Consider the following 11,902-nt stretch of genomic DNA (forward strand, 5'->3'; position numbering starts at 1 on the left):
AGCGAGGTGTGGGTGACGTCGTCGTTAATGCCCACGGTGAAGTGGTTCTTGGGGGAAAGTGACTTCATGTTCTCGAAAACGGCCATGGCCATTCCCGGATTGAATTCCTTGGAGCCCAGTCCGTAGCGCCCGCCGGTGATCCTGGGCATCTCGCCGAACTCGGTCAGGGCCGTGCAGACGTCCACGTAGAGGGGTTCGCCAACGGAGCCGGGCTCCTTGGTCCGGTCGAGCACGGTGATGCGCTCGACCGTGGAGGGCAGGGCCCGGAGGAAGGCCTGGTTGGCGAATGGCCGGTAGAGACGGACCTTGACCAGGCCGACACGCTCACCGTCGGCGTTCAGGGCTCCGACCACCTCTTCCAGAGTTTCGCAGGCCGAACCCATGGCCACCACGACCCGGTCGGCCTCGGGGTGGCCGACGTAGTCGAAGAGACTGTAGGGCCGTCCGGTCAGGGCGCCGACCTGTTTCATGCAGGAGACCACGATGGAGGGCACGTCATTGTAGAAGGAGTTGGCGGCCTCCTTGTTCTGGAAGAAGATGTCGGGATTCTGGGCCGTTCCCCGGATGTAGGGGTTCTCGGGGCTCATGGCCCGGTCGCGGAAGGCCTGGACCTTCTCGAGGTCGACGAGTCCGGCCATGTCCTCGTAGTCGATGACCTCGATCTTCTGGATTTCGTGGGAGCTCCTGAAGCCGTCGAAGAAGTGGACAAAGGGCACGCTGGATTCGATGGCCGCCAGGTGGGCGACCAAGGCCAAGTCCATGATTTCCTGGATGGAGTTGGAGGCCAGCAGCGCGAATCCGGTCTGGCGGACGGCCATGACGTCGGAGTGGTCGCCGAAGATGGACAGGGCGTGTCCGGCCACGGCCCGGGCCGAGACGTGGAAAACGCCGGGCAGAAGTTCGCCGGCGATCTTGTACATGTTGGGAATCATCAGGAGCAGGCCCTGGGAGGCAGTAAAGGTGGTGGTCAGGGCCCCGGCGGCCAGGGACCCGTGAACGGCCCCGGCGGCCCCTGCCTCGGACTGCATCTCCTTGATGGAGAGGACTTGATCGAAGATGTTTCTACGTCCCTGGGAGGCCCATTCGTCGGCCATTTCGCCCATGGAGGACGAGGGGGTGATGGGATAGATGGCGGCCACGTCGCTCATGGCGTAGGCCACGTGGGCGGCTGCGGTGTTCCCGTCGAGAGATTTCATTTTTTTGGCCATGGCTTTTGCTCCTTGCATCGGGGTTCGGGCGGAAAGAAAATTCAGGCCGTCGTGAGTTTAGCCGATTTTCACCTACCCGTATACGTATCGGGATTCGGTCCGGGGCGCAACCGGGGACACATCAAACGGCAGGTTTTGGGAAGTGAACGGCGAGCGGCATGAGGGATCAGGAGAGTTTGTCCTCGTCACCGACCGGCCGACGGCGGTCGCGGACAAAGACATTGCCAGGCTGCGACTTGGCCCAGGCCTTGACCTGGGCGGCCCGTTCACCAAGCTGCTGCAGGGTGCAGGTTCCCAGACAGTCCAGAAGCCCCAGGGAGACGGAGACAAGAGGAACGCGGGTCTCGAGTCCGTCGCGGCCGTGGCCCAGAATCCAGCCTTGGGTCCGGTCTTCTTCCCGGTAGAAGGAAGGGGCCAGCCGGGCGAAGCAGCGGACCACGGCCAGGGAGACGCGTTCCGCCTTTTCCTGTGAGGTGATGGACACAAAGTCGTCTCCTCCAATATGGAAGAGGGTCGAGTGGGGGTCGCCGTGACGTTTGATGGCCCAGGTCAGAATATGGGCCAGGAGAAGGATGATCTTGTCCCCGTTCTTGAAGCCGTAGACGTCATTGTAGACCTTGAAGTTGTCGAGATCGGCGTAGATCAGGGTAAAGGGCATCCTGGACCTCAGACGGAGGTCGAGTTCCTGCTCCAGGGCAATGTTCCCCGGCAAACCGGACAGAGGGCTGGTGCCCTTGGCCATCTCGACCTGAACTCTGGCCAGTGTGCTTAGCATGCGCTGGACCGAAACCAAGCCCAGCAGACGGCCATCGGTGGTGACCACGACCTCGTCGTAGGTCCGAATGCGTTCCCGGTCGTTGGCCTGCCTAGCCACGGATTCTACGGCTTCCTGGCCGTCAACGACCATGGCCTTGGCGTCCATGACCGAGGTGATGGGCTTCTTGGTATACAGGGCCCGGCCGTACTGGCTGGCTAGAGTCCGGTCCAGAGCGTAGCTCATGACTAGGCCCACGGGCTTCTGGTTGCGGGTGACGACCACAGCATTCAGGGCGGGGTTGCGGTCGAAAATTTTCTGGACCTCTCCGACCAGGGTGGACTCGGGCACGGACACGGCCGGGGAGGCGATTTGGCCGACGGGAATGGAGCAGCTCAGTCGGCTGATCTGCTCGGCCCGGACCGGCAGGATATCCCGGACCGGGATGGTGGCCGTGCTCTTGGGAAAGACAGGCCGCCCAAAGAAGTAGCCCTGGCCGTAGTGGACTCCGATGTCCATGAGCCGGGCGGCCTCGCCCCTTCCCTCTATGCCTTCGGCGATGATCTTGGAGCCGATCTTGTCGGCAAAGGCCACCAGGGTCTCCATGAGGGCCCGCTTGACCGGGTCCCGGTCCACATTTCGGACCAGGGACATATCCACCTTGATATACTCCGGTCGAAGCGTGGCAATGGTCGACAGACCCGAATAGCCGGTGCCTGCGTCGTCCACGGCGATTTGGAAGCCTTGGCCGCGGTAGTGGTCCAGGGTTCGGTGGAAGACGGTGAAGTCCCGGATCGAGTGGCGTTCGGTGATCTCGAAGACTACGCTTTCGGGGGTCATACCCAGGTCGCGGAGCAGACGCAGGGTCTCTCCGGGGGTGAACTGGGGGTCGACCAGGGTACGGGGGTGGATGTTCAGAAAGAGTTTTTGGCCGGGCAGGCAGGGCCCGAAGGAGAGCAGGGCCTTTTTTCGGCAGACCCGCTCCAAGGCGAAGAGGCGGCCCATGCGTTCGGCCAGGTCGAAGAGCAGAACCGGCGAGTGGAGTGGGGATTCTTCCGGCCCGCGGGACAGGGCTTCCCAGGAAATGATGGCTCCGGTCTTCATGTCGTAGATGGGTTGATAGACCACGGAAACAAGTTCGTCCCGGATGATGGTCCCGATGTCTCGGACCAGATCGGCCCCGGCCGTGGCCAGCTCCTCCCGAGCCATTAGTCGGGCGTCCAGGATGGCCTCGTGCAATCTCTGCTCCCGGTTGTCGGAGTCAGAGGCCGAAAGGATGGCGTACCCGACCCGGATTCTGACATCGCGGCCCGTCATGGAGATGGCCTGCTTGGAGATGGCCGACCGGACTTCCAGTTGAAGGGTGAAAGCGGTGTCCTCCATCTTGGTTTCCATGTTCTTCTGGTCGGTCCAGGCCAGAATCTTTTCTCCCTGGCCAAGGCGGAAGAAATGGCAGGGGGAAATATCTCCGTGTCGGCACCCGGAAAAGGATTGCACGGCCTGGTCAAAGGCCAGGTCGAGCTGTTCCAGGACGTCCTGGCCGTAGAGCTCCCGATAGAGCTCGAAGTCCTTGAAGATGAGGAGAAAAAAGGCCAGCTGTCCTTCAGAATGGAGGACTTCCTGGAGAGATGCGTCCAGACAGAGGTTCCGGGCCGGGTCGTTCAGAATGCGGGGGCAGGTGTCGATGGCGCGCATGGGAGTCTCCTTGGTGTTGTTTCGGAACGCGGGAGAATACGGCCTGAACGATGGCCCGGAAATGTCTGGTGGGTGACAACGGTGTGACAGCAGGACGATCTATACTTGGATTTGATGTCCGGAATCGCTGGAAACGGTGAAGACACTTATTCGTCAAGAAAGGGGATGAACCGTCTCCAAAAAAGGCCATTATCTTGAGAAGATAAGGGATGATGCGGCCTCTGGTGAGGCGCCAAAGGCGGACAGGATCTCGCGTCCGATGCCGGAGACTCGTTCCGGCTGCGAACCCCTGGAATCGTAGAAAAAGGAGTCGGTCTCGGTGTGGACACCGGTGCGGCCGAAACGGTCGAAAATCTCTTGGCGGTCGAACTTGCCCTTCAGGTCGAAGCCGGGGCGGGGCACGCAGATCAGATCCGGGGCCTGGGCCTCGAATCGTCCCCTGATGTCTCGGCCGCGGAGGAGAATGCGGTCCAAAACCGGTCGGCCCTCGTAGGTCAAGTCCATGAGGTCGGCAGCCAAATCGTGTGCCAAGCGGGAGGCATCGGTCCGATTCAGAGCACCCCTGCCGAAGCGTTCGGCTGAGTGGATGTAGATTCGGCCGGGATCCAGGGCAAAGGCCCGGGTCCGGGAGTTCATGGTTTCGGCCGACCATTCTCCGGATTGGACCGGCATGGCCAAGAGACCGCGGTCCCGGAGCCAGGCGTTGAGGTCAACCTCGGTGATCAGGGTGGTGAAGCCGTGGTCGGCCAAGACGATCAGGCGTTTGGGATCGGGCAGGTCGGCGAAGCGTTCGAGAAAGGATCCAACGGCATTGTCCCAGACCTGGAGGAGGTCTAGGATGGGTTCGGCCATGGGATGGGCCGGGTCGGCCATGGCCGGGAAGAGAAAATGCCCAAGACGGTCGGTCTCGGTCAGAACGAAGATGAAGAGGTCCCAGGCCAGGTCGGGCCAGAGGAGGTCCAGAGCGGCTCGGCGGCCCTTCAGGGTCCGATGCAGTTCGGATAGAAGGAACTCGTAATCCGTCGCCCCCCGGACTGTGTCGGCTTCCAGAACGTAGCCCCGAGCGGCCAGAATTCCGGCCAGGGGCGGGGGCGTAACGGAACGATGCCAGTCCGGGGCCGGAAAGCCGGAGATCATCATGCCCCGGATGGGTCTGGCTGGCCAGGTGTTGGGGAGATTGACGGACTTGACGGTCAGCCCCCGGGTTCCGAGGACGTCGAAGAGGGTGGGCACTGTGACCTGGGAAAAGTCGGTCAGGTGGAGGGTGTAACGGTCCGGGTGGATGCGGGTGAAGCCGAAGACCCCATGATCGGCCGGGGCCAGACCGGTGTACATGGACGTCCAGTTGACGGGGGAGAGCTCGGGGAGTTCAGCCTTGACGGCCCGGCAACCGGGCTGATGCAGAAGGGTTCCGAGATTGGGCAGATGACCCCGGGCATGGAGGTCCCTGGCCAGGGAGAGGGGCAGGCCGTCAAGGCCAAGAACGGCCAGGCGAAAGCGATGAGAAGCGGCCATGAAAGGTTGAGGCCTTCAGCCCCCGATTTCATCCAGGGCCTGCCAGGCGAATTCAAGACTGGGGTCGAGATCGACGGCCCGGGTCAGATGCTCGGCGGCTTCATCGCGAAATCCCATTTTCAAACGGCACATGCCGAGATTGGCCCAGTCCACGGCCGAACCGTGATCAAGGCCCAGGGCGGCGGTGAAGTCGTCGACCGCAGCCTCCAAGTCGCCTGCCTTGAAATGGCAGACTCCGCGGAGATTGAAGTATTCTCGAGAATCGCGGTCCAATTCAAGAGTTCTGTCCAGGTGGGGGATGGCCTCTTCCCATTGTTCGGCCCGGGACAGGGCATAGGCCTGATAGAAGGCGGCCAGGGCCCGGCCGGGTGCATCGGGCTGGACGGCTTCGGCCCTTTCGAAGCCTTGGGCCGCTTCGATATACAGTTCTTGATTGAGGTCGTTCAGTGCTCGGCAAAAGGGCAGGTAATGGGCCTTGGGGTCCATTTCCTCCAAAAGCATCAGCCCCATGTCGGCCCGGGGGCCGGGATGGGATTCGACCAGCTTGCGGGCCACGAACATGCCCAGGGAGGCGTGGCGGTCGCGTTCCCTGAATTGGAATCCGGGAATGGCCACGTAACAGGCCGGAATGCCGAGGAGTGGATGGGTCAGGTCCAGGGCGTAGACGGGATATCCCTGCCGGTCCAGTGCCCGGGCCAGGTCCGAGAGTTCCCTGGCCATGTCCGGGTGGTTCAGGGTGGGCAGGCTGGAAATCGGGTGGACCGTGCCCGCCTCCAGCCAGGTTATTTCGGCCGGAGCGGAGAACTTGGGCAGGCCCGAGGCCTCGTACTGGCTGGCGGTGCAGAAATCCCCGGCCAGCTGGGCCACTTCGGTCAGGGCCCTGATGCAGGCCTTTTGGGGGTCCGTGGCCGTGCCGGCGGTGAAGACGATTTCACTGGAATCGGGGAAGGTTCCCGGGTCCATGGCCAGGGCGGCCACGGTGGGCACGGGCAGGCCCAGGGAGAAATCCTTGAGGATCACCGTGATTCCCTGGGCTTGAAATTTGGCCATCAGATCCGAAAGAACGGGGTCGGTGAAGGAGGCCGGATCTATTGTGGCCAGTCTGGGTCTGGTCCGATCGATGACGGCACAGACATGGCGTTCGACCACCTCGCAGGCTCCCTGCAGGGCGGCCTCGACCATGGTGTTTCCGGCTGAAGATCCGTTGAATTCGTTCAGCATCCGGAAGAAATCCGCCGGGGCCTGAACCTCGACGCCCCGGGAAAGATTCGAAAAGGGGGTGAAGCGCCAGTCGAGGAGGTCGAGCATGTCCCGGGCCATGTCCGGGTCCATGGGACCTCCGGCGGCCAGGGCCAGGTCGTTCAGGGGCATGAGTCTGCCGGGCCAGGTCTCTTCAGCCTCGGACCAGGTCATGGTCCGGTCGCGGGATTGCCAGAAGGTGAAGAAGCTGTAGCGTTCGACGAGTTCCATGAGAGCCGAGGCCCGGGCCTGATCCGGCGTGGCCCCTTTTCCCATCTGCTTTCGGGTGGGCATGACGTCTTTGGCGGCGGGACCGCACAGGCTCATGTATACGGGGATGCCGAGGCGGCCGGTGTCGATGCGCCGGGTCTCGGCCAGGATGTCCAGCCCAGTTTCCTCCAGGCGGGCCGTAACGCGGGACACGGTCTCACCGGGCGGGCAGGTCTTGTCCAGATCGGCGGTGTGGCCTTTGAGGGTGCTGTTCAGGCTGATCATGGCCGGAAATCCTTGTTCACGAGTCGGTAGATGAAGTAGTCTCGTTTCCCCTGGTCGCCGTCCCGGTCTCGGATTCCGACGCTGGTACGTTGGACGGTGAAATGTTCGGCGGCTTTTTGAACGAAGGCCAGGGCCGATCGCTGGGCGTCCGTGGCCAGAAGAATCGTGCCGTCGGGCTTCACGGCCTGAACGAGAAAATCGAGAAGGGCCTCGTGTCCGGAGAGTTCTTTCAGGATTTCCGAGCCCACGACCAGGTCGGCCGGTTCGACCTGGCCCGTATGGGCCAAATTGATCATTTGGGCTCGGGCAAGGTCTTCAAACCCGTTTCTCAAAATGTTGGCCCGGACGAAATCCAGAGCATCGTGTTCCGTGATGCCAATGGTGGTCTGATAGCCCAGGGACGCGGCGCAGAGGCCTGAGAGTCCGGTGCCGGCTCCGATCTCCAGGGCCCGGCGGCCGTCGGCTCGAGAAAGGGAGAAGATCATGTGGCCAATGACGACTTCCGCAGGCCAGACGCGGGACCAGAAGGGGAGCCGGACGGTGCGGCCCGAGCCGGCCGCGTCCACGAGACGGCTCAGAACCTTTTCCATGTCCGATATCTGAAGGATGTCCAGGCATGTGTCGCCGACGCTCACCCGCTCGAAGGCCGTCTCGTATGTTTTACGGATGACGGATAGGACGGATTCGAGTTCGGATGGGTTTCGGCGATGGTCGAGAATGGGCTCCGGCATGGGATCTCCTCGGTCAAGGGGAACAAAAAAGGCCGGATGGGCATCCGGCCTTGGCGTCTGGAGCGGGAAACGGGATTTGAACCCGCGACTTCAACCTTGGCAAGGTTGCACTCTACCACTGAGTTATTCCCGCGGATCTGGAGGCGGCACCCGGATTTGAACCGGGGAATAAAGGTTTTGCAGACCTCTGCCTTACCACTTGGCTATGCCGCCTTCATCCTGGAGCGGGAAACGGGATTTGAACCCGCGACTTCAACCTTGGCAAGGTTGCACTCTACCGCTGAGTTATTCCCGCTCAATGGAAGAACGGTGTCTATCCGAAGGCTCGAAGCACTGTCAAGACCCGAATTCAAGAATGGCGGGGCCTGTTTACAGGCTGTCGGTTCTCGGGCACAAATCGGGAAATGATGAAAGTAAGAATTGGAGAAGTAAATGCGAGTTCCAGGCCAGCCCAGGATTCTTGTCGTAGACGACGAGCCAGCCAATATCGAGTTGATCGCCAAGATATTCGAGGATGACTGCGAGGTTCTGTTCGCCCTGGACGGGGAAAAAGCCACCAAGATCGCAGGCGAGACCGTCCTGGATGTGATCCTCCTGGACGTCATGCTCCCCGGCATGGACGGTTTCGAGATCTGCTCCCGGCTCAAGGCCTCGGAGCTGACCCGGGACATTCCGGTCATCTTCATCACCGGGAGTGGGGATATCGAGGCCGAGACCAGAGGGTTGGAACTGGGCGCCATGGACTACATTGCCAAGCCCATCAATCCCCCGGCCGTCAGGATGCGGGTCCGGAATCAGATCGAGCTCAAGCGGGCCAGGGAACAACTGGCCCGGCTGGCCACCACCGACGGTCTGACCGGTCTGGCCAACCGCCGTCGCTTCGACGAGGTTCTGGCCCTGGAGCATGCCCGGCACAGCCGTTCAGGGGTGGAACTAGGTCTGATCATGCTCGATATCGATCATTTCAAGAATTTCAACGACACCTACGGACATGTCCGGGGGGACGAATGCCTGCGGGAGGTGGCCCGGGCCATGGCGTCGAGTCTGTGGCGGGCCACGGACCTAGCGGCCCGCTACGGAGGCGAGGAGTTCGCCTGCATCCTGCCCGAGGCCCGGCCTCCGCACGGGGTGCGGGATGTGGCCGAACGAATCCGCCGGGCCGTGGAGAACTTGAATATCCCTCACGGGAATTCGCCCACGGCCGACCACGTCACCGTCAGCCTGGGGGCTATCGGCATCTGCTGCCGCAAGACGAGCGGCCCATCGTCGCTGGTGGCCCGGGCCGACGAATTCCTGTATCGGGCCAAGGCCCAGGGGCGGAACCAGGTCGTGTTTTCTTCGGGGGTGGAGTGTTGAAGGGGCCCTTGAATCAGGCGAGGTGACCATGTGCGTGGACCCGGACTGGGAACCTCACAAATGGGTGGCCAGCTGACGAATTGAACCGCATGCGACAATACATTGTCGACAACCCTGCACGTTGGGAGACGGACCGGGAAAATTCGAATCCAAGGAGGCAAACACTATGCATGCACGAATGACCGCGATCATCCATCAAAGAACATGTCTCGTTCTTGGCCTCGTCTGCCTGGCCACGATCCTTGCCCGTACCTTGTGGGCCGCAGAACCCGTGCGCGTCGTGGTGGCCGGTCCCATGGTCGGGACAAGCTACGCCGTGGGGGTCCAGTACCAGGTGGGCGTGAACGCGGCATTGAAGACCCTGCCCGACGGCATCCTCCTGGACCGGCCGGTGGAGGTCAGCCTGTACGACGACAATTGCAAGGACACCATCGCCGAGAGCGTGGCCCGGGAGATCGTCGAGAATCCGCCGGCGGTGGTCATCGGCCATTCCTGCTCCGGGGCGACCATTGCCGCCGCCCCTATCTATGCCGAACATGGGGTCCTCGAGATTACCCCGGCATCCACGAATCCCAAGGTCACGGAGATGGGCATCTCGACCATTTTTCGCATGATCGGCCGGGACGATCTCCAAGGCAAGCTGGCTGCGGAACGTATCGCGACACGGTACAATGGCCGGCGCATCGGGGTGATTTCCTTTCATGGGGCCTATTCGCGAGGACTGGCCGCGGCCGCCGTCGAGGCCTTGAAGGGGTACGGGATTTCTCCAGTCATCCATGTTCAGGACGTCAAGGGTACCCAGCCCTCCTACATAGACAAGATCGAAATCATCATGGCTGCGGAGCTGGATGTACTCTACCTGGTGGGTGGAGGCACGGACTGCGCGGTCTTCCTGCGTCAGGCCCGTCAGTTGGGGGCGGACTTCGACGTGGTCGGCTCCGACACTCTTGTTTCGGAGGTCTTTCTTCAGGCGGCCGGGCCAGCCGCCGAAGGCGTGCCTTTCACCTTCCCCCCGGACGCGGCCACACTTTCCACGGCGGCTCCGGCCGTGGAGGCCATCGAGGCCTTGGGTCATGAACCGGTCGGGTACACCCTGCTGGCCTATGCCGCTTTGCAGGTCTGGATCGAAGGAGTCCGCCGGTCACAATCGTTTGATGCGGGCAGGGTGGCGGCAAGCATCCGCCAGGGTCCCATCACGACGATTCTGGGCGATGTGGCCTTCGATGCCAAGGGAGACATCACCACCCAATCCCCGCCCTTTGCATGGTACATGTGGAAGGATGGACAACGTGTCGCAGCGGACTGATCGAACCGGTTCCCCCATGCCCGACGTGGCTGGGGGGCGGCTCGGATCCGTACTGAGCCACCTGAGCATCCGGTCCAGCCTGTTCTTGGGGTTCGGCGCCCTGGGAAGCATCATGATCCTGGTCGTTCTGGGCGCTATCCTGGTGACCGGCAGAATGGCCGCGTCCGTTGGCGGTATCGTCAAAACGGAAATCCCGACCATGGTCCACACCTTGCGCGTGGCCCGGGCGGCCGACGCCTTGGCAGCCTCCGGTATCCCCCTGGCCTTTTTGAACACGGAAGCCGAGCGGGACATCGCCTTCAAACAGGTGGACATGGCCCAGAAGTCCCTGATGGCGGCCCTGAACACCCTGGGCCTGCTCCAGGACGAAACCGGTCAAATGCTGACTGAACTAAGCGGCGAGTTGGCCGAGAACCTGTCCCGGCTCCGGGTCATGGTCGACGAGCGCATCAGCCTGAAACAGAGGCAGGTCCGGAACAGGGCCCAGTTGTTGGCTAATCTGCAATCCTTTCAGCAACGCCTAGCCTACCGCATCTCGATTCTTGAAGGCGATGGCGATGTCGTCCACCGCTTGATGTCCCGTCCAGAGCCTCCGCTGGAACGGGTCGGCCAGATGGCCCGGGAATTGACCACATTGCTTCCTCTCTCTCGCTTCTACGCCCAGGTGGAGTCCATGAACGTCCGGCTTCTGGCCGCCAGCCAGGATTCCACCCTGGGAGGGCTCAATGTTTCCCGACGCGTTATGGAAAATGCCGTGGCCGACGCCGGGGACACTCTGAAAAAGATTCCCGGCACCCTGCGTCAAGATCTCGAAGGACCTTTTTCGGAGCTGGTCGGCCTTGCCTTGGGCCGGGAGGGCCTGATGGCCGTGCGCGATCGGGAACTGCGGCTGGCCAACGAGAGTCAGGGATTGAACGAGGTGAACCAGGGCATTGTCGAGCGCCTGGATGCCGCCACGGCCGATTTGGTTCTCGGAGGCTTGGCCAAGATCGACCGGTCCGGATCGGCGACCGACGATCTGAGTCGATGGTCCATATTCGTCCTGGTTCTGGTGACCTTTTTGGCTCTGATCGGCGTGGTCATCCTCTTTCACCTTCATGTCAACCGCCATGTCATCAAGCGTCTGTCCTGGCTTAGTTCGGCCATGCAGGACGTGGCCGCCGGACATCTGGAGTCCAGGCTTCCTCCGGCCGGGAACAACGAACTGGGGCGTCTTGGCGCGGCCCTGCATCAGTTCCGGGCCACGGCGTCCGAAGCCCGAGAGCGGGAAGTCAAACTGAAGGAGGCCCGGGACAGGGCCGAAGCAGGCATCAAGGCCAAGGCCGCCTTTCTGGCCAACATGAGCCACGAGATCCGCACGCCTTTGAATGCCATCATCGGCATGGGCAATCTGGCCATGCAAACCGATTTGAGCCCCAAGCAGCGAGACTATCTGTCCAAGATCGATCGGGCCGGCCGGACCCTCCTCAACATCATCAACGACATCCTCGACTTTTCGAAGATCGAGGCCGGCAAGCTGGATTTGGAAAAGACCTGTTTCAACCTGGAGGAGGTCTTGTCCAGGCTGACCGATATCGTCAGGCTCAAGGCCGAGGAAAAGGGG

General features: G+C 62.0%; 8 protein-coding genes and 3 tRNA genes. 3 read left to right on the forward strand and 8 right to left on the reverse strand.

Annotated elements, in window-relative coordinates; genetic code table 11:
- The 8 genes from EOM25_09200 to EOM25_09235 all read right to left on the reverse strand — a co-directional run.
- Positions 1 to 1,208 (reverse strand): pyruvate:ferredoxin (flavodoxin) oxidoreductase (locus EOM25_09200; protein ID NCC25359.1); only part of this gene is annotated, 1,208 nt, incomplete at its 3' end.
- Positions 1,209 to 1,374: 166 nt separating this feature from the next.
- A complete protein-coding gene (locus EOM25_09205; protein NCC25360.1) occupies positions 1,375 to 3,657 on the reverse strand; it encodes a GGDEF domain-containing protein in 2,283 nt (760 codons plus the stop codon).
- Positions 3,658 to 3,846: 189 nt separating this feature from the next.
- On the reverse strand, positions 3,847 to 5,172 hold the full coding sequence (locus EOM25_09210; GenBank protein ID NCC25361.1) for a phosphodiesterase: 1,326 nt from the start codon (positions 5,170 to 5,172) through the stop codon (positions 3,847 to 3,849).
- 15 nt (positions 5,173 to 5,187) lie between these two features.
- Complete coding sequence (locus tag EOM25_09215) at positions 5,188 to 6,906, reverse strand: tetratricopeptide repeat protein (protein ID NCC25362.1); 1,719 nt, start codon at positions 6,904 to 6,906, stop codon at positions 5,188 to 5,190.
- Positions 6,903 to 7,637 carry a hypothetical protein gene (locus EOM25_09220; GenBank protein ID NCC25363.1) on the reverse strand — a complete coding sequence of 245 codons (735 nt, stop codon included), beginning with the start codon at positions 7,635 to 7,637 and terminating at the stop codon, positions 6,903 to 6,905. Before EOM25_09220 ends, EOM25_09215 begins: the two co-directional genes overlap by 4 nt.
- 58 nt (positions 7,638 to 7,695) lie before the next feature.
- Positions 7,696 to 7,770, reverse strand: a tRNA-Gly gene (locus tag EOM25_09225).
- Between the two features lie 5 nt (positions 7,771 to 7,775).
- Positions 7,776 to 7,850, reverse strand: a tRNA-Cys gene (locus EOM25_09230).
- Positions 7,851 to 7,857: 7 nt separating this feature from the next.
- Positions 7,858 to 7,932: transfer RNA gene (locus EOM25_09235), tRNA-Gly, on the reverse strand.
- Positions 7,933 to 8,069: 137 nt separating this feature from the next.
- On the opposite strand from EOM25_09235, the gene EOM25_09240 reads away from it, so the two are divergent.
- The 3 genes from EOM25_09240 to EOM25_09250 all read left to right on the forward strand — a co-directional run.
- Complete coding sequence (locus tag EOM25_09240) at positions 8,070 to 8,993, forward strand: diguanylate cyclase (GenBank protein NCC25364.1); 924 nt, start codon at positions 8,070 to 8,072, stop codon at positions 8,991 to 8,993.
- A 166-nt stretch (positions 8,994 to 9,159) separates the two neighbouring features.
- Positions 9,160 to 10,299, forward strand: coding sequence for a hypothetical protein (locus tag EOM25_09245; protein NCC25365.1), 1,140 nt, complete (start codon positions 9,160 to 9,162; stop codon positions 10,297 to 10,299).
- On the forward strand, positions 10,205 to 11,902 hold a 1,698-nt coding region (locus EOM25_09250; protein ID NCC25366.1), incomplete at its 3' end, for a HAMP domain-containing protein. The genes EOM25_09245 and EOM25_09250, both read left to right, overlap by 95 nt.

It is taken from the genome of Deltaproteobacteria bacterium, assembly GCA_009929795.1.
Taxonomy (GTDB): Bacteria; Desulfobacterota; Desulfovibrionia; order Desulfovibrionales; family Desulfomicrobiaceae; genus RZZR01.

Excerpts from the sequence above, each read along its gene's own strand:
- EOM25_09210 (NCC25361.1), bottom strand. The coding sequence starts at position 5,172 with ATGGCCGCTTCTCATCGCTTTCGCCTGGCCGTTCTTGGCCTTGACGGC.
- EOM25_09220 (NCC25363.1), bottom strand. The coding sequence starts at position 7,637 with ATGCCGGAGCCCATTCTCGACCATCGCCGAAACCCATCCGAACTCGAA.
- EOM25_09205 (NCC25360.1), bottom strand. The coding sequence starts at position 3,657 with ATGCGCGCCATCGACACCTGCCCCCGCATTCTGAACGACCCGGCCCGG.
- EOM25_09240 (NCC25364.1), top strand. The coding sequence starts at position 8,070 with ATGCGAGTTCCAGGCCAGCCCAGGATTCTTGTCGTAGACGACGAGCCA.
- EOM25_09245 (NCC25365.1), top strand. The coding sequence starts at position 9,160 with ATGCATGCACGAATGACCGCGATCATCCATCAAAGAACATGTCTCGTT.
- EOM25_09215 (NCC25362.1), bottom strand. The coding sequence starts at position 6,906 with ATGATCAGCCTGAACAGCACCCTCAAAGGCCACACCGCCGATCTGGAC.